The sequence below is a fragment of the Acinetobacter sp. YH12064 genome, assembly GCF_013419735.1.
Lineage (GTDB): Bacteria > Pseudomonadota > Gammaproteobacteria > Pseudomonadales > Moraxellaceae > Acinetobacter > Acinetobacter amyesii.
Map to the genome: position 1 here is coordinate 118,191 of NZ_VOZP01000004.1, position 18,712 is coordinate 136,902.

The 18,712-nt window shown below is 40.3% G+C and carries 12 protein-coding genes; 6 read left to right on the forward strand and 6 right to left on the reverse strand.

The annotated features are described in order from the left end of the window. Positions 1-200: 200 nt before the first annotated feature. The 3 genes from FTU13_RS05405 to putA all read right to left on the reverse strand — a co-directional run bounded on the left by FTU13_RS05405 (position 201) and on the right by putA (position 5,721). On the reverse strand, positions 201-425 hold the full coding sequence (locus tag FTU13_RS05405) for a hypothetical protein (protein ID WP_078188679.1): 225 nt from the start codon (positions 423-425) through the stop codon (positions 201-203). A gap of 252 nt (positions 426-677) precedes the next feature. Continuing rightward, complete coding sequence (gene trmA, locus FTU13_RS05410; protein ID WP_180128105.1) at positions 678-1,760, reverse strand: tRNA (uridine(54)-C5)-methyltransferase TrmA; 1,083 nt, start codon at positions 1,758-1,760, stop codon at positions 678-680. A 229-nt stretch (positions 1,761-1,989) separates the two neighbouring features. Next, complete coding sequence (gene putA / locus FTU13_RS05415) at positions 1,990-5,721, reverse strand: trifunctional transcriptional regulator/proline dehydrogenase/L-glutamate gamma-semialdehyde dehydrogenase (RefSeq protein ID WP_180128103.1); 3,732 nt, start codon at positions 5,719-5,721, stop codon at positions 1,990-1,992. A 133-nt stretch (positions 5,722-5,854) separates the two neighbouring features. Between putA and FTU13_RS05420 the strand changes: the two genes are divergently transcribed. After that, positions 5,855-6,349, forward strand: a complete 495-nt coding sequence (locus tag FTU13_RS05420) for an Lrp/AsnC ligand binding domain-containing protein (protein WP_180007830.1) — start codon at positions 5,855-5,857, stop codon at positions 6,347-6,349. Between the two features lie 62 nt (positions 6,350-6,411). Here FTU13_RS05420 and putP read toward each other — a convergent pair whose 3' ends face one another. After that, positions 6,412-7,914 (reverse strand): sodium/proline symporter PutP, encoded by a 1,503-nt coding sequence (gene putP / locus FTU13_RS05425; RefSeq protein WP_078193488.1) that lies wholly within the window; start codon positions 7,912-7,914, stop codon positions 6,412-6,414. A gap of 423 nt (positions 7,915-8,337) precedes the next feature. On the opposite strand from putP, the gene aspA reads away from it, so the two are divergent. From aspA to FTU13_RS05450, 5 genes are all read left to right on the forward strand, one after another. Beyond that, positions 8,338-9,786: an aspartate ammonia-lyase gene (gene aspA, locus FTU13_RS05430; RefSeq protein ID WP_180128101.1), complete on the forward strand. Its 1,449-nt coding sequence runs from the start codon at positions 8,338-8,340 to the stop codon at positions 9,784-9,786. A gap of 335 nt (positions 9,787-10,121) precedes the next feature. After that, positions 10,122-10,478, forward strand: coding sequence for a hypothetical protein (locus tag FTU13_RS05435; RefSeq protein WP_078193486.1), 357 nt, complete (start codon positions 10,122-10,124; stop codon positions 10,476-10,478). 179 nt (positions 10,479-10,657) lie between these two features. Further along, a complete protein-coding gene (gene mfd, locus FTU13_RS05440) occupies positions 10,658-14,125 on the forward strand; it encodes a transcription-repair coupling factor (protein ID WP_180128222.1) in 3,468 nt (1,155 codons plus the stop codon). A 223-nt stretch (positions 14,126-14,348) separates the two neighbouring features. Next, positions 14,349-14,783: an HIT domain-containing protein gene (locus tag FTU13_RS05445; RefSeq protein WP_067762788.1), complete on the forward strand. Its 435-nt coding sequence runs from the start codon at positions 14,349-14,351 to the stop codon at positions 14,781-14,783. A 61-nt stretch (positions 14,784-14,844) separates the two neighbouring features. Next, on the forward strand, positions 14,845-16,311 hold the full coding sequence (locus FTU13_RS05450; protein ID WP_180117315.1) for an adenylate/guanylate cyclase domain-containing protein: 1,467 nt from the start codon (positions 14,845-14,847) through the stop codon (positions 16,309-16,311). A 174-nt stretch (positions 16,312-16,485) separates the two neighbouring features. Here FTU13_RS05450 and fdx read toward each other — a convergent pair whose 3' ends face one another. Both fdx and hscA read right to left on the reverse strand, forming a co-directional pair. Continuing rightward, positions 16,486-16,824, reverse strand: coding sequence for an ISC system 2Fe-2S type ferredoxin (fdx, locus tag FTU13_RS05455; RefSeq protein WP_078193483.1), 339 nt, complete (start codon positions 16,822-16,824; stop codon positions 16,486-16,488). Between the two features lie 16 nt (positions 16,825-16,840). Beyond that, entirely contained in the window at positions 16,841-18,700 is a 1,860-nt protein-coding gene (gene hscA, locus FTU13_RS05460; protein ID WP_180128099.1) for a Fe-S protein assembly chaperone HscA, read from the reverse strand. Positions 18,701-18,712: the final 12 nt, after the last annotated feature.

Sequence of the window (18,712 nt, forward strand, 5' to 3'; positions counted from 1 at the left end):
ATATTAGGTTTTATTGTCGTGTGTTTAAAAATTAGACATCACTGAGTTGCCTTGGAGCATAGCATAAAAGCTGTAAATAGCGATGTGGCCAATCCACAAAACCTGATCTGTAAATAAGCGGCATATTTTTGATTAGACTAAAAATGAAAAAGGCACTCTGTAAAACAGAATGCCTTGTTTGAACATTGAATGTTCAGACTCTACTGTAGAGGTAGATGTTGGATTTCATTTAATTCCTTACGGCTATAACCGCGCGAAGCGAGTACTTTTTTAATGCCGAGGATAACATCTTCATCCGTTGCCTTTGTAAGAGCAGCAATAAGCTGTTCATTGGTTTTACAAGAGCAATCATTTTCAACACAGGCAATTTGATTCTTATGCCCGTTTTGCTGTTCTTTAGCGAACAACTTATGCCAAAAACTCATAGAGCCTTCATTTGCGACCTAACATAGGACGAAATATAACCAATCCAATAAATAAAGCAAGACTACTAAAGTGATATTTTAGCCAGTTGAATGATCATTTTTTCGATTAGACTTTTAGAATCTTTGCCTAATTGATATAAAAAGGCATCCATTACACCGCATGTGGCGAGAAAATAAAGCTTTTTTGGTATATAAAAAAGGAGCTTTTAGAAAGCTCCTTTTATGACAACAACATGACTTGAAATAATTTGTTTAAATCTTCTCAAGAAACACACCAGACTCTACATGGTGTGTATAAGGGAATTGATCAAACAAGGCAAATTTACTGATTTTATGCGTTTGTGAAAGCAGTTTAAGATTGTCATGTAAAGTATCTGGGTTGCATGAAATATAGATAATGCGTTCAAAACGTTGCAACAGTTTTAGTGTTTCATCATCGATACCTGCACGCGGTGGATCGACAAATACCGTATCGAAGTTATAGCTTGAAATTTCAATCTCAGCTTCTTCAAGGCGGCGGAATGTACGTTCAGCATTGTAGGCTTGGGTAAACTCTTCAGCTGAAAGACGAGCCACTTGGATATTATCAATACCATTTTGCTCAATATTCCACTGTGCTGCATAGACTGAAGACTTGGCTAATTCTGTTGCCAAAACGCGATTAAAGCGTGTTGAAAGAGGCAGCGTGAAATTACCATTACCACAGTAGAGCTCAAGTAAATCTTTGTCTGAGTGATCCGCAACCTGACACGCCCATTCCAGCATTTTTTGACATACGCCGGCATTGGGCTGCGTGAAGCTACTTTCGATTTGTTTGTACTGATATTTACGGTCAAACACTTGGAGTTCTTCAATCACATAGTCATCAGTCAAAATCACGCGCTGACCACGACTACGACCATAAATCTTGATATTGAGCTTTTCAGACAGCGCTTTGGCAGCAACTTCCCATTCAGCATTGAGCGGGCAGCGGTAAACCAATGAAACCAGCATTTCACCTTTCAGCGTTGCTAAGAAATGAACTTCAAATAATCGGCTAGATAAGATCTCCTGTGCCTTGAGTTCATTTAATAATACGGGCATTAAATCATTAATGCTTTTATCTGCAATCGGGAAATCTTTAATTTCGACAACTTGTTTTTCATTGTCTGCATTGCGTTCAAACATTGCATAGAACATATCATTTTCAGTATGCCAAATTCGGAATTCCGCTCGCATACGAAAGTTTTGTTCAGCAGAAGGAAAAACTTCTAAAGAGGGAGGGTTGTATTCTGAAAATTGAGCCGTAATGCGGGCAACTTTGGCATCAAGTTGTTGCTGATAAGTTGAAGTCATATGCAGTAAAAAATCGCAAACATATTAAAAAAAGTCATGTTAGCAAAATTCACCTTATAAGACTAAATTAATTCCACTTTTGGCTGTATTTATCTGTCGAGAAAATGAGTCTGAATGCGCTAAACAGAATATTTATCTAGGGGTAGTTAAAAAAACGCTCAATCTTTATGGAACATTCATAAAGATTGAGCTAAGTGAGGAACTGATTAGTTGGAGTTCAATTCAGTGTTTAATTCATTGTCATTAAGCTGGCATTACCACCGGCTGCCGCTGTATTGACACTGATTGCCCGTTCAATCACGAAACGTTCTACAGGGATGTCATATTGGCCTGAAGCTAAATGCGTAATGCCAATAATTGCACCTTCACGAGAAGCGATAACCTGTTGAATCTTTAATAACTCAGTTTGTTCACCATGGTGTAAAACCGCATCAAAATTGCCATGATAAATATCCGTGATCACTTTAAATTGGTCCACGAGGATTTTTGGCATGCTATTTAAGTGTTTCAACACAAAAGTATTGTCTGCAAGTACCACAGGCTGACTACCCACCGATAAAATCGCAGCAATTTGATTCAGTTGATCTGCATCATTATTAGCCAATGAAAGCACACCTTTACGTGCCAAAATGGCATATTGGTTGTTTTCACCAGTTGGGCCTTGCAGTTCAAAACTTTGTCCTGCAGCTATGGCCTGCGGTGTTTGAATAGCAATGCCTGAAAAATGTTGCTTCGCCCAAGTGTTAAAAGCTTCATATGCAGGGAAATGTGCAGCTTGTGTTTCTGCCTGAGCCGCATAAGGTGTAGCCAATTTTTTCTCAGAAACTTGATGCATTAAACGGTAAAGATATAAAGGACCGCCCGCTTTTGGACCAGTACCTGATAAGCCTTCGCCGCCAAAAGGTTGTACACCGACCACTGCACCTACAATATTACGGTTAATGTACAGGTTACCGACTTCTGCATGACCGATGACTTTTTGAATCGTGTCATCAATACGTGTATGCAAGCCCATGGTTAAACCATAACCTTTGGCATTAATTTGTGTTAATAGGTTTTCAATCTCACCATATTTGTAGGTGATTAAATGCAATACTGGCCCAAAAACTTCGCGTTCTAAATCATTTAAATTTGGCAGTTCAATCAAAGTTGGTGCAACGAAGGTTCCCGTACTTAAGGCATTGCTATCAGCATTAAACATGATTTGATGTACTGGATAGCCTTTGCTACGCATCTTCTCAATATGTTTTTCAATATTTTGCTGTGCTTCAAGGTCGATCACTGGGCCAATGTCAGTTGCTAAAAGTGCAGGATTTCCGACACGAAGTTGCTTCATCGCACCTTGTAACATGGTACGGACAACGTCCACATTATCTTCTTGTACACAGAGAATACGTAGGGCAGAACAGCGTTGACCGGCACTATCATAAGCTGAGTTAACGACATCCAATACCACTTGTTCTGTCAATGCAGATGAGTCAACAATCATGGCATTCTGACCGCCAGTTTCAGCAATCAAAACCACGCTTTCGCCAAATTGGTTTAAGCGCTGTGCCACGGTTTTTTGCAAGATACGTGCGACTTCCGTTGAGCCTGTAAACATGATGCCTTGGATACGTGAGTCCGCGCTGAGTTTGGCACCAATCGTTTCGCCACGTCCAGGAAGGAGTTGCAATACATCAAACGGAACACCTGCTTCCCATAAAATATGTACAGCTTGAGCAGCAATTAGCGGTGTTTGTTCAGCAGGCTTGGCAATCACGGTATTACCTGCAACCAAGGCTGCAGCAATTTGACCTGTGAAAATTGCAAGCGGGAAGTTCCACGGGCTAATGCACAGCACAGTACCTAGGGGTTCAATTTGCGTATTTTCAGCTAGATCAATCATTTGAGCCGCATAATAACGTAGGAAATCTACAGCTTCACGGACTTCAGCAATAGCATTGGCATAAGTTTTACCACTTTCACGTGACAACAACACCATGAGAGATTGCAATTGTGCTTCCATCAAATCTGCCGCACGGTTTAAGCATGCTGCACGCTGATCTTTGTCTAAAGTTTTCCATGAAGCTTGGGCATTTACAGCATTATTGAGAGCGATTTCCGCTTGCTCTAGACTAGCTTCACTGACACTGCCGACCACATCACTACGGTTTGCAGGGTTTGTAATGTTGATACTTGCAGTATGAATTTCTTCTAAATTAGCGCCCATTGCACTAGCATGCCACTGGGTATGTGCATGCTGTACTGCCGTGGTATTGAGCTGAGATAAGTCACGATCATTGGCTAAATCGAGTCCTTTTGAGTTGCGACGTTCTGTGCCATACAAATCTTGCGGAAATGGGATAGAAGGATGCTTCGCTCCAGTGATACCTTCTTTTTCAGCCGTCGCTAATATCGTCTGTCTTGGATTTTCAATTAAATCTTCAATTTTTAAATTTTTATCTGCAATACGGTTGACGAAAGAGGTATTCGCACCATTTTCCAGTAAACGTCGAACCAAATAGGCCAATAAGGTTTCATGGTTACCCACTGGTGCATAAATACGACAAGGCACACCCAGTTTGTTATCAGACTTCGAACCCACCACTTGTTCATAGAGGGGTTCACCCATGCCGTGAAGGCACTGGAATTCATACTGGCCTGGATAGTAAAGCTCTGGCTGTGCTAATTGGTAGATCGTAGCAACGGTTTGCGCATTGTGTGTTGCAAACTGAGGATAAATTTGCTCAGGTGCTGCTAAAAGTTTTTTAGCACATGCAATATAAGACAGGTCGGTATGAACTTTGCGCGTAAATACAGGATAGTCACTCATACCTTCAATTTGCGCTTTCTTAATTTCGCTGTCCCAGTATGCACCTTTCACTAAGCGGATCATTAAACGTTTTTGACTACGCTTAGCGAGGTCAATAATATGGTCGACCACATAGAAACAGCGCTTTTGGTAGGCTTGAATCACAAATCCAATACCTTTCCAGTCTGCTAATTTGGGCTCAAAACACAGGCGCTCAAGTAGTTCCAAAGAAATTTCTAGGCGGTCAGTTTCTTCAGCATCAATGTTTAGACCAATATTGTAATGCTTGGCTAATACAGCAAGTTCAAGCACTTTGCCATAAAGTTCGTTATGTACACGGTCGATCTGTGAGCGTTGGTAGCGTGGGTGTAGGGCAGATAATTTGATTGAAATACCTGCACCGTTATAAACATCCTTACCTTCAGAAGCTTGTCCAATCGCGTGGATCGCATCGGTATAGTCTTGATAATAACGTTCTGCATCAGGTTCAGTTAATGCTGCTTCACCCAACATGTCATATGAATAGCAGAAGCCTTTATCTTCTAAAATTTCTGCATGTTTAATCGCTTCATTGATGGTTTCACCTGTAACAAACTGTTCGCCCATCATACGCATAGCCACGTCGACAGCTTTACGGATAATACCGCGACCACTGCGTGCTAAAATACCGGTGAGTAGGCTAGACAGACTTTTTTGTTGAGGGGTTTCCATCAGTTTGCCCGTCAGCATTAAACCCCAAGCAGCAGCATTTACGAACATGAGGCTACTTTGGCCAACATGATCTTTCCAGTTACCTTGGTTGATTTTATCTTTGATCAGTAAATCACGTGTTGCTTTGTCTGGAATACGGAGTAGCGCTTCAGCTAAACACATGAGCGCGATGCCTTCCTGAGAAGACAATGAAAACTCTTGTAGCAAGCCTTGTACAATGCCTGCTTTACCTGTACCGCTTTTACGTTCACGTAATGAATGGGCTAAGTCAAAAGCCAATTGTTGAATTTGATCGCTGATCGGGGAAGCGATTTCGCTGTGTGCTAATAAGTTTTCAATGCACTCAGTTTCAGCACGACGCCATGCTGTATTAATCGATTGTTCAAAGCTATTCTTGTCTTTAAATTCAGTGATGTAGTCATCGCTTCCCGTGACTTCAAATACTTTTCCATTCATGTTTCAATTTTCCGTGTCAAAGTTCTATGACGAGCAAATAAATCTTGAGCTTGATCCTTTATTTAATTTATCATCACAGAATATTTAGCGAATAACTCACTATAGTTTTAATAATATTTAGAGAAAAATTCAGATGAGTAGCCCATATTTGAGCTTAGACCGTATAGATATTCGAATTTTAGAGCTGCTGCAAGAAGATGGAAAATTGTCCAATATTAAGCTTGCAGAAATGGTGAATTTATCACCCACTGCGGCGTTGGCACGTGTGCAAAAATTATCGAAAGAAGGCTTTATTTTAGGCTATGAAGCACGTTTAAATCCGGTCTTACTCAACAATGGATTTGTGGTTTTTGTGGAGATTTTACTAGATAAAACCACGCCCAATGTATTGGAAGATTTTTCGGATGCAGTACGTCAAATTCCAGAAATCGTAGAATGTCACATGATCAGTGGTGGTTTTGATTTTGTAGTGAAAATACGCTGTGCAAACATGGAAGAATTTAGAAAAATTTCAGGGCAGGTGCTTTGGCAATTACCTGGTATCAAGGAAACGCGTAGTTATCCTGTAATGGAAGTAATTAAAGAAAGTATGCAAATTAAACTGAAACCTGCGGCTCGGCCGAAGTAGCTAATCATCAATAATTGAGTACTAAAAAGGGGCATTTAGCCCCTTTTTTAGTGTCAAAAATTTTAGATTTCAGACATTTCTTTTTGATATTGCGCTTCGGCTTTTTCAAAGCGTTCAACCACATCCGCCTCTGGTGCTTTGCCCAATAAGCTCACCACAACGATACTGATCGCAGAGAAAATAAAGCCTGGAATGATTTCGTATAAACCAAGGTGGCCTAAGTAGTTTTTCCACACGATGACAGTCACAGCACCTACGATCATGCCAATGATTGCTCCGTTAAGCGTCATACGTTTCCAAAGCAATGAAAGAATAATCAGTGGGCCAAATGCAGCACCGAAACCTGCCCATGCATAAGCCACTAAGCCTAAAACTTTACTTGCAGGGTTCATTGCAAAGGTGATTGCAAATACGGCAATTGCCAAGACCATCGCACGTCCAATCCAAACCAATTCTTTTTGCGATGCGTTTTTACGAATAAATCCTTTGTACAAATCTTCCGTCAAGGTTGTTGAACACACCAATAACTGACAGCTAAGTGTGCTCATCACTGCAGCTAGAATTGCGGCTAAAATAATCCCTGCAATCCACGGATTGAATAGAATTTTAGTCAATTCCATAAATACCGTTTCAGGGTTAGCATTAACGACGCTTGCTAGTTCTGGGTGGACTTGGAAGTAAGCAATACCGATATAACCCACTGCTACAGCACCGCCTAGACACAGGATCATCCATGTCATACCAATGCGTCGTGCATTCGGAATGGATTTAACAGAATCGGCTGCCATAAAGCGAACCAAAATATGCGGCTGACCAAAATAGCCTAAGCCCCATGCCATGCTGGATAAAATCGCAACTGTACTTAAACCTTCAAATAAATTAGAAGCTTGCGGACGAGCTGTTTCCAAAATAGCAGCAAGATTTTGACTGTTATCACCTAAAGCAAGGTAGGCGATGATCGGTGTGATCAGCAGTGCAAAGATCATCAGACCCGCTTGGAAAGTATCGGTCCAACTGATCGCTAAGAATCCACCAATACAGACATAGCTGATGGTTGCAATGGCACCAATCCACAGTGCTGTTGTGTAGTTCCAACCGAATAAACTTTCGAAAAGTCGTGCGCCAGCCACCATGCCAGAAGCACAGTAAATCGCAAAGAACACTAAAATCACTACAGCTGAAATGATACGTAAAATCTTTTTACGGTCTGCAAAACGGCTTGTGAAATAATCGGGCAGGGTCAGGGCATTATTTTGATATTCGGTATGAACACGCAAGCGTCCGGCAACGATCAGCCAGTTCAACCAAGCACCGATAATTAAGCCGATTGCAATCCAAGCTTCAGAAAGACCAGATAGATAAATTGCACCAGGGAGACCCATGAGTAGCCAACCACTCATGTCGGATGCACCTGCTGAAAGTGCGGTCACAACACTTCCTAAACTTCGTCCACCTAAAATGTATTCGTCAAAGTTATGCGTAGCTCTGTAGGCATACAAACCAATGGCAAGCATTGCAAGAATATAAAAAATAAAGGTGACTAATGTCGGGTTTAAATGGCTCATAGGCGGTTCGTCCTTAATGAAAGCAAATCATCTCTGTCCTAGATGAAAATTTGTACTTCTGTCGTAAGTCGCAGATTCAAGCACGATTTAAAAATTACACTCTGTAACCTTTAAGCATATTTTATGTATATTTTGTGTAAACACTATTTTTTCTTATTACAAATCGAATTTTTTATTGTACTGCTGAAATGTTGTCCAGAAGGGAATTTAAATTTTGTTAAGTAAATCTACCTAAGACTTTTCATCACAAAAAGAGAACTAATGAAAATAGGTAAAAATTACACAATGTTACATATTGAACAAGAAATGTGCATTTGAAATATTTGGTTGCAAATGTGCATCACATCATCTGTAGTGAGATGATTTGAACAGGTCGAATATGAGGTATGCACAGTCTTGGTGCGTAATTAGAGGGAATGCGCAGTGACAACGGTTCAAATGGAAAAAACGAGAATAGAGCATGATTTACTGGGGGATAAGGCAGTCCCGCAGTCATGTTATTACGGCATACACACATTGCGTGCCATCGAAAACTTTCAAATATCAAAGCAGCATGTCGGACAAAATTTAAACTTTGTACGCGCTATTGCTCAGGTAAAAAAAGCGTCAGCAGAAACCAATTATCAATTTAACTTAATACAAGATGATATTCGCCAAGCGATTCAGCAGGCGTGTGATGCATTGATTGATCATCCAGAACAATGGTCGGATTCATTTCCAATTGATATTTATCAAGGTGGAGCAGGCACTTCTATTAACATGAATGCCAATGAAGTCATTGCCAATATTGCCCTTGAGTCGCTCGGAGATGCTAAAGGTAGTTATCAACGGATTCATCCCAACGACCATGTCAATAAGTCACAATCGACCAATGATGTCTATCCAACAGCGCTGCGTCTAGCGACATATAGTGCTTTTGATGCTTTATTTGTAGTGCTAAATCAACTTATCGGAAGCTTACATGTTAAAGCTGATGAGTTTAAACATGTCATCAAAATGGGGCGTACACAGTTACAAGATGCTGTTCCGATGACTTTGGGGCAAGAGTTCCGAGCATTTGCAACATTATTAAAAGAAGATTTAAAGTTGATTGAGCAAAATCGACAGCTTTTATTGGAAATTAATTTAGGTGCGACGGCAATTGGTACTGGCGTGAATTCTCCTGCGGGTTATGCAGCGAAGGCCGTTGAAAATCTAGCTCATTTGACTGGTTTAAAATTGCAAGGTGCAGAAGACTATGTCGAAGCAACCAGTGATTGTGGCGTATTTATTTTATTATCGAGCTGCTTAAAACGTTTAGCTGTCAAACTTTCTAAAATCTGTAATGACTTACGTCTTTTAAGTTCGGGGCCACGAACAGGTTTAGCGGAAATTCGTTTACCTGAGTTACAAGCAGGTTCGTCCATTATGCCTGCAAAGGTCAATCCTGTGATCCCTGAAGTGGTCAACCAAATTGCATTTCGAGTGATGGGTAATGATTTAACCATTACTTTGGCTGCGGAAGCAGGGCAATTACAATTAAATGTCATGGAGCCGGTGATTGCATTGTCCATGAACGAATCGATTGAGCTTTTGGTGAATGCAGTGAAAACATTAGACAGCAAATGTATTCAAGGCATTCAGGCAAATGAGCAAGCATGTTTTGATGCTGTGATGCGTAGTGTAGGAATCGTGACCTTACTCGATCCATATTTAGGTCATGCAAAATGTGATGAAATCGGTAAGCAATGTATTGCCGAAAATAAAACCATTCGCCAAGTGGTTTTAGAGCAAGAGCTGTTAACTGAAAGTCAATTGGATGAAATTTTCTCGATTGAAAATCTAGTTTCTGAAGTGACACCATTTAGTATGCCACTCGCTCAAGTGAGTTAAATGCTTATTTAGGACTTTTAAATAGCTAAATGGTGGGTAAATGACGAAGGTTAATCCTTCGTTTTTTATTTGAAGAAATTAGTGGTAAATCTAGAAAACTAATCTGATGGCAGTGATGTTTTAGGTTTATAAAAGTAACTTAATTTCTAAAAGAAAGTATTGGGTTGAAAATAAAATGCTATATTTGCTTAAGATCGTAATTATAGTTTTATATATAGTCATGAAGGTTTGGATGAAAAATTTAGCTTGTAGATCAAGTCAGAACAGCTTTAACTTGCCCAAATAAGGACGTAATCGAAGTACAATAGGTTTTTTATCATGTTGTAGATAGTCAGATGTTTAATAAGTTAGTCGATTTATTCAAAGGCGCTAAAGAGTCGCCTGAGCAACTTTACTTAGAACAACACCACATTCAATATGATGAAACTCAGGGCTATATCATTGAAGGCGTAGTTTTAAATACTTTGTCTGAACGTATGGAATATTTGTCGAATAGAAAAATGACAAATTTCGATGATTTAAAACAGCTCTATGCCACTGCAATGATTATCAATGAAAAAATAGACTTGGAAATTGCAAGTCAACGCTTTGTTGCACGATTAGGCAATACTGAAGAAAATCTGTTGCAGTTTAAACTCTATGTCAAACTATTGAATGATTATTATCGTCAATTCATCCGTGATCGTAAGTAAGTGAATGGACTGCAGTGTTTGAGTTTGATGGGTGCGTTAATGGTACTCATCAAGAGAAAATTCAATCGCAAATCCATATTGGTTAAAACACTGTATATAGTTGCTTAAATCTCGGAATGTAAAAAGCATCGTGTTAATATGATCACTAAGTGATTAAAACATTAAAAGCTATTTACATCATGTTCCAGCAAGAAATTTCACAACTCAATCTTAAACAGCTCAAAGCTGGCGAAAAGCGGTGGGTCGGAAACTTACAAGGCTCATCTGCTGCATTATTATTTAAAGAAATTAGCAAACAATCGAAACAGTTGTTTGTGATTGTTGCACGTAATAATCAGCATCTCGGGCAGTTAGAAAGTGAGCTGGAATTTTACGGAATTAAGCCGACTATTTTCCCTGATTGGGAAATTTTACCTTATGACCGACTGTCGCCACATCAAGACATCGTTTCTGAACGCTTGGCGATTTTGTCTAATATGCCACAGCAAGGTGTGTTGTTGGTTTCAGCAACAACTTTAGCGCAGCGAGTTGCACCTGCATCTTGGGTATTAGGTGAACACTTTGATATTAAAGTGGGTCAAAAATTTGATATCGAACAACAAAAATTAAGATTAGTACAAGCGGGCTATCACTTGGTGGACACCGTTTATGATCATGGTGAATTTGCAGTACGCGGTAGCATCATGGATATTTACGCTTCGGGACAAAGTTCACCGATTCGTATTGACTTATTTGATGATGAAATCGATACCCTCAAATTCTTTGATCCTGAAACTCAGCGAACCACCCAAAACTTAGATCATTTTGCGGTTTTACCTGCAAAAGAATTTCCATTAAAAGAAGCGCGCTCACTGTTTCGTGATCGATATGCGGAAAATTTTCCGACGGCAAATCCAAAGAAAAATCCAATTTATCAAGATGTACAAGATGGCATAGCTTCACCGGGTATTGAGTTTTATTTTCCGTTGTTCTTCTCTGAACAAGCCATGAGAGAGCAAAGTACGCTATTTTCGTACTTATCTGAGAATGGCATTGTCATTACAGATAAAGCTATTGATGACACATTGATTCAGTTTTGGTCGGATATTGTGCGTCGTTATGAAGACCGCCGTCATAATGTCGACCAACCGATTTTGCCGCCAGAGCAGATTTTCCTACAACCAAATCAAGTGTTAGAACAATTAAATCTCTGCCGTCGTATCGTGGCTTCGCCTGAGGCTTTTGATGAACGCAATGGCGTGATCAATCTTGCAGCGGAGATTCCACCCCGTTTACCTGTCGATCCAAAACGTGAAAAGCCATTTTCTGCTGTTAAGCAATATATCGATGCGGCAAATTATCCAGTGCTTTTGGTGGCTGAAAGTGCAGGTCGACGTGAAACCTTAAAAGATGCGTTGCGTCCGAGTTTGGGAGATATCCCGACGGTCGAAAGTTTTGATGATTTTATGCATTCTATGCATGCGATTGCGATCACCAATGCGCCCTTAGATCGTGGTTTATTGTTAACTGACAAGCTCAGTGTAATTTCTGAAAATCAGCTTTATGAACACCGTGTGGTTCAACGTCGTCGTAAACGCCAACAGGAAGTATCAGAAGAGTTCCTTGTTCGCAGTTTAACCGAGCTCAGTATTGGCGCTCCTGTGGTTCATATTGATTATGGTGTGGGGCGATATGCAGGTTTAATTACCTTGAGTATCGATGACCAAGACCATGAGTTTTTGCAGTTAGACTATGCCGATGCAGCTAAGGTGTATGTCCCTGTAACAAACCTGCATTTAATTAGTCGATATAGCGGTGGTGACCCAGATCTAGCACCATTACATAAATTGGGCACAGATGCATGGTCTAAAGCCAAACGCAAGGCTTTAGAGCAGATCCATGATGTGGCGGCAGAACTTTTACATATTCAAGCCCGTCGTCACTCGAAGCCGGGTTATGGATTTGAACTGGATCAAAGTCTCTATATGCAGTTTGCCAGTGGCTTCGCCTATGAGGAAACTTTAGACCAAGCCAATGCTATTGAAGCGACACTCTATGACATGCAACAAGCGAAGCCAATGGATCGCTTGGTTTGTGGTGATGTCGGTTTTGGTAAAACAGAAGTGGCCATGCGTGCTGCATTCGTGGCAGTACAAAATAACAAACAAGTGGCTGTACTTGTTCCAACCACGTTGTTGGCGCAGCAGCACTACGAGTCTTTCAAAGACCGTTTTGCGGACTGGCCTGTACGTATTGAAGTCCTATCACGCTTTGGTTCATCAAAATCACATACCAAAACCATTGAAGACCTCGCAGAAGGCAAAGTGGATATCGTGATTGGCACACATAAAATCTTGCAGGAAAGCGTGCAATTTAAAAATCTCGGTCTCATGATCGTGGATGAAGAGCACCGTTTTGGTGTACGTGATAAAGAGCGAATTAAAGCCTTACGTGCCGATGTTGATATGCTAACGCTAACTGCAACGCCTATTCCACGTACGCTGAATATGGCTTTTAGTGGTATGCGTGATCTATCTATTATTGCAACGCCGCCTGCACGTCGACTTGCTGTGAAAACCTTTGTACAAGAGCATACTGGAGATTCGATCAAAGAAGCCATCTTGCGTGAATTGCTACGTGGTGGACAAGTGTATTTCTTACACAACGAAGTCGAGACCATTGAACGTACGGCAGAAACCTTACGGGAATTGGTTCCTGAAGCACGTGTTGCGGTTGCTCATGGTCAAATGCGTGAGCGTGAACTAGAGCAAATCATGCAACAGTTCTATCACAAAGAATATAACGTACTGGTGTGTTCAACCATTATTGAAACTGGGATTGACGTGCCAAACGCCAATACCATTTTGATTGAGCGTGCAGATAAACTTGGACTAGCGCAGTTGCACCAACTACGTGGTCGTGTTGGTCGATCGCACCATCAAGCCTATGCTTATTTACTAGTGCCTTCGCTCAAAGGTCTAAAAGGTGATGCTGAAAAACGCCTAGATGCCATTTCTCGTGCATCGACTTTGGGTGCGGGTTTCATGTTGGCTACAGAAGACTTAGAAATTCGTGGTGCAGGTGAGTTGCTGGGTGAACAGCAAAGTGGCTCAATGCAAACCATCGGTTATAGTCTATATATGGAAATGCTTGAAAAAGCCACCAAAGCCATTCAAAAAGGCAAAACACCTAATTTTGACTCACCATTATCATTAACGGCTGAAATTAGCATGCATATGCCAGCCTTAATTCCAGATGATTATTTAGGTGATGTACATCAACGGTTATTGTTCTACAAACGCATTAGTAATACGGATACTCAAGAGAAACTCGATAACATTCGTATGGAGTTGATCGATCGTTTTGGCTTACCACCACAAGCAGTTAAGCAGTTATTCTCTGTCCATCAGTTGCGTTTAAAAGCGGAACAATTGGGTATTACTAAAATTGATATCAGCTCACATGGCGGCAGTATTGAGTTCTCGCCAGATACACCAGTTCAAGCCATATCCATCATCCAAATGATGCAAAAGCATCCGACTTTCTTCCGAATGGAAGGTGGACAGCGTCTAAAAGTGATGGTCATGCTCGAAGAATATGACAAACGCATTCAATTTATAAATGACTTATTAGACAGTTTACTGAAGGAATTAGCGCCAAATCACTAGATTTGGCGTATAAATTGCTTGTTTAGAATGAGTAGATTTTTATGCGTGTTTTTTCTATAGATGAAACGCTTGATTTTTTTGAAAAATTTATTAGAGTCATAAGCAAGCAACGTTTTATTCAAATGCGGTTTATTTGTAATGAAACGTTCTGTACTGAATATTCACACCCATAAGGATGTGATAGTATTAGCCATCATTCTAATTTTGCATCATTTATAAAGATATGTTTAGTTTACATCCACAACTTGCTCAAGATACGTTTTATGTAGGCGACTTTCCTCTGTCAACATGTCGTTTGATGAATGATATGCAATTCCCGTGGCTTATTTTGATTCCACGTGTTCCGGGAATTACAGAGCTTTATGAATTAAGTCAGGCAGACCAAGAGCAGTTTTTACGTGAGTCAAGCTGGTTATCAAGCCAATTGTCACGTGTATTCCGTGCAGACAAAATGAATGTAGCTGCATTGGGTAATATGGTTCCACAATTACATTTTCATCATGTTGTTCGTTATCAAAATGATGTGGCTTGGCCGAAACCAGTTTGGGGTACGCCAGCAGTTCCTTATAACAATGATGTCTTGGCACACATGCGCCAAACACTGATGCTTGCACTACGTGGTCAAGGTGATATGCCTTTTGATTGGCGTATGGACTAATCCCGATTTACGGACAATATCAGGATAGTAGAAGAATGAGTGTCCGTATGGGGGCGATCGAGTGCCGTTAGACAATTTAATCAGCAAAGAGCCTAAACAGTTTGAATATTTTCATCGTTTGATGGGATATATCATGCTGTCTTTGGTGATTGTTGTCTATCATTACACTCAGCCAGATACGCAATATCAAATCTATATTCCTGCATTTTTATTTTTTCTGATTTTAGTCGTTCCTAAGTTTTCTCATTGGTTAATTTATCGATATAGCAATCAAGTTAAGCGTAATGTGCTTTTTCTGATCGATATCATAGTAATTGCTGTACTGATGTCTGCAGTACATTTAAGCCTTGTTTTAACTTTTCTTGCGGTCTTTGCGCTGCTATATACAACCATTTATAACAAAATTAATTTCTTAATGATGTCCTTGGCAGGAATTGTAGGCGTCACTGTATTTTATTTGTGTAATATTTATGTCTTTGGTTTTCAAGAATATTTTGAGTCAACCAGCAGTGAGTTAACCGTTCTAGGTTTTTTGTGCCTTATTACATATTTCAGTGTGGGGACGTTTTATCAACACACCCAAGTTCAGTCTTTGAGCAATAAAAAGAACCATTATTATGATCAGATGAATCGTTATATGGAATTCGCCAATCAATTGAGTCGTTATGCACCAATGCAGCTTTGGCAATCGATTATGAAAGGTGAGTCTGAGGCTAAAATCGAATATAAACGTAAAAAACTCACGATTTTCTTTTCAGATATCCAAGGGTTCACAGAACTTTCTGAAACATTAATCCCAGATGATTTAGCATTTCTACTCAATGACTATTTGAGTCATATGACTGAGATTGCCAAACAGTATGAAGCGACTGTCGATAAATTTATGGGGGATGCAATTCTAATCTTCTTTGGTGATCCACATAGCCAAGGCGTAGAGCAGGATGCAAAAACCTGTTTAGAGATGGCAATGGTCATGCGTCAGCAAATGAAGTTGCTGCGTGAACGCTGGATTAAAATGGGTTATCCGCCGCTACACATTCGTATGGGTATTTCTACAGGGTATTGCCACGTTGGGAACTATGGTGCAGCTCACCGTATGGCATATACCATCGTGGGTCGTGATGCGAATTTGGCTGCACGATTGCAAAGTGCGGCCGAAGTCGATGAAATTTTGATTTCAGACGATACGCATCATTTAGTGAAAAATGACTATTTATGTGCACCTAAAGCACCGATCTTCTTAAAAGGCATCAAAGGCCCAGTACGTACTTGGCAAGTGATGGAAAAATACACCTCACAGAAAACAGATTATCAACGTTGGTTCGACTACGAATATAAAGGCTTTAATCTATTGTTGAACTTAGATGAAGTACAAAACTTTGAATATCCTGAACTAATACATGTTTTAGAACGTATGATTAAACGCTTACAAACTCAGCAAAAAATGACCAACTCTGCTGGTATTGTTAAACTGAATTTAGAAGACGAAGTGATCGAAGAAGTCAAAAAAACTGAATCTCACTCTTAATTTCACATATACATTATAAAAATTAGATCTAATCGTATTGCCTTAAATTGTAAAAATAACTCAATTCATTCTTTTATCAAAACGTCTTCTTTTTTTGAATTCTTGAATACATTTATGCATAAAATAGCCAGTTACGATGAACTGGCTTTTTGATTATAGAAAATTATCTATAAATTAATGATTTTCTGAAGCATGGTTGATGGTGTATTTAGGAATTTCAATTTCTAAATCTTCATCTTCAATTTTTACTTGGCATGACAGGCGAGAGTCTGGTTCTAATCCCCAAGCACGATCGAGAAGATCTGCTTCGACATCATCCATTTCATCTAGACCATCAAAACCTTTACGTACAACCACATGGCAAGTGGTGCACGCTTTAGACATATCACATGCATGCTCAATTTTGATGCCGTTTTTTAACATGCTTTCGCAAAGGTTAGCATTTGATTCGACTTCAAACTCAGCGCCGTTTGGGCAGATTGTTGCGTGAGGCAGTACTTTAATACGTGGCATAACCTTGACCTATAAATTAATTTGAGTTTGACCAGTCATCGAGTTTTGTGCCTTTCAATGCGGCATCAATGTGCTGATTCATACGAGCTGCAGCAAATGCATCACTATGTATTTTAAGCTGTTCTACAGCATGTTCAATAGCTTTGATATCTGTCGTTTCAAGTGCAGCATCTAAAACACTGCGTGCAGAAGTGAGGGAACTGTGTTGCTCTTGGCTGAGGAGTTGAGCATCCACTTTAAGTGCTTGATCAAGTGCTTCAAGTTCACGTTTTGCTTCAACCTTGGTTTCTTGAAGATGACGTAAGTTTTTATCTTCTTCAGCAAACTTATAACCATCAATCAGTAAGCGTTCAGTATCGGCATCAGATAAACCATAAGAAGGTTTGATGTCAATTTGGGCATGCACACCAGAGGTAGTTTCTTTAGCTGAAACCGTCAGTAAACCATCTGCATCGACTTGGAAAGTCACTTCAATGCGCGCTTGACCCGCAGTCATTGGTGGAATACCACGAAGTACGAAACGACCTAGACTACGGCAATGTTCAACTAGATCACGTTCACCTTGTACAACATGAATCAACATCGCTGTTTGACCATCTTGATAGGTTGTGAATTCTTGGCGACGAGCCACTGGAATAGCTGTATTACGCGAAATAAGGCGCTCAACCAAACCGCCCATGGTTTCTAAACCTAAAGAAAGCGGTGTGACGTCTAAAAGCAATGAACCATCTTTAGAGTTACCAATAAGCTGGTTCGCTGTAATCGACGCGCCAATGGCCACAACTTCATCAGGGTTAATAGTGCAGAGCGGTTCTTGATTGAAGACATCTTGAACAGCTTTTTGTACAGCATACGAGCGGGTAGAACCACCGACCAATACCACATTTTGTATATCGCTGAGTTCAAGCTTGGCATCACGCATGACACGTTTACAAACGCTGATAGTTTTATCCAAAGCAACTTTGATGATGGATTCAAAAGTAGGGCGGTCTAAAGTCAATGATTGATCAAGAACTTTAAGCTCTACAGATTCAGCCTCGGTTAGAGCTTCTTTTGCTTTACGAGCAGAAACGATGAAATGGGCATATTCAGCATCATCTAAAGTTTCAATATTCAGTTGTTTTTTTGCCCATTTTACAATCAGACGGTCTAAGTCATCACCACCAAGCGCCGTGTGGCCACCCGTTGCTAGAACTTCAAAAACGCCTTGAGAGAAACGTAAAATTGAAACGTCAAAAGTACCACCACCCAGATCATAGATCACATAGTTTTGATCATGTGCAAGATTGGTGTCTTGGTCTAAGCCATAAGCCACTGCAGCAGCAGTCGGTTCATTTAATAGACGTAGTACATTTAAACCTGCAAGCTGAGCCGCATCACGCGTTGCTTGACGCTGTGCTTCATCAAAATAGGCAGGCACAGTAATGACGGCACCATTTACTGGATTATTTAAGCTGCTTTCTGCAAGGTCTTTAAGCTGTTTTAAAATTTCAGCAGAAATTTCAACGGGTGTTTTACGACCTTGTGCAGTTTCAAAAGCAGGCATTTCATTCGCTTCACCGACTAAGTTGTACGGGTGTTGGAATTTGATATCTGCTTTAGAGCGACCCATAAAGCGTTTTACAGAAACGATGGTGTTTTTAGGATCAGTCGTTAAGAATGCCTTTGCGTCGTCACCATATTGCGTAGTGGATTCGCCATAGTGTGCAATAGATGGGAGTAACACACGACCATGTTCATCGTTAAGCACTTTCGCTTTACCAGAAAGTACCGTGGCTACTAAAGAGTGTGTAGTCCCAAGATCGATACCAATTGCGATGCGGTGTTCATGCGGCGCACTTGATTGACCAGGTTCTGCAATTTGCAAGAGAGCCATGTGTGTTACATC

Bases quoted from the DNA above. Each gene is read 5' to 3' on its own strand.
- putP (WP_078193488.1), bottom strand. From the start codon at position 7,914: ATGAGCCATTTAAACCCGACATTAGTCACCTTTATTTTTTATATTCTT.
- FTU13_RS05445 (WP_067762788.1), top strand. From the start codon at position 14,349: ATGTTTAGTTTACATCCACAACTTGCTCAAGATACGTTTTATGTAGGC.
- FTU13_RS05420 (WP_180007830.1), top strand. From the start codon at position 5,855: ATGAGTAGCCCATATTTGAGCTTAGACCGTATAGATATTCGAATTTTA.
- FTU13_RS05435 (WP_078193486.1), top strand. From the start codon at position 10,122: ATGTTTAATAAGTTAGTCGATTTATTCAAAGGCGCTAAAGAGTCGCCT.
- FTU13_RS05405 (WP_078188679.1), bottom strand. From the start codon at position 425: ATGAGTTTTTGGCATAAGTTGTTCGCTAAAGAACAGCAAAACGGGCAT.
- hscA (WP_180128099.1), bottom strand. From the start codon at position 18,700: ATGGCTCTCTTGCAAATTGCAGAACCTGGTCAATCAAGTGCGCCGCAT.
- fdx (WP_078193483.1), bottom strand. From the start codon at position 16,824: ATGCCACGTATTAAAGTACTGCCTCACGCAACAATCTGCCCAAACGGC.
- trmA (WP_180128105.1), bottom strand. From the start codon at position 1,760: ATGACTTCAACTTATCAGCAACAACTTGATGCCAAAGTTGCCCGCATT.
- mfd (WP_180128222.1), top strand. From the start codon at position 10,658: ATGTTCCAGCAAGAAATTTCACAACTCAATCTTAAACAGCTCAAAGCT.
- putA (WP_180128103.1), bottom strand. From the start codon at position 5,721: ATGAATGGAAAAGTATTTGAAGTCACGGGAAGCGATGACTACATCACT.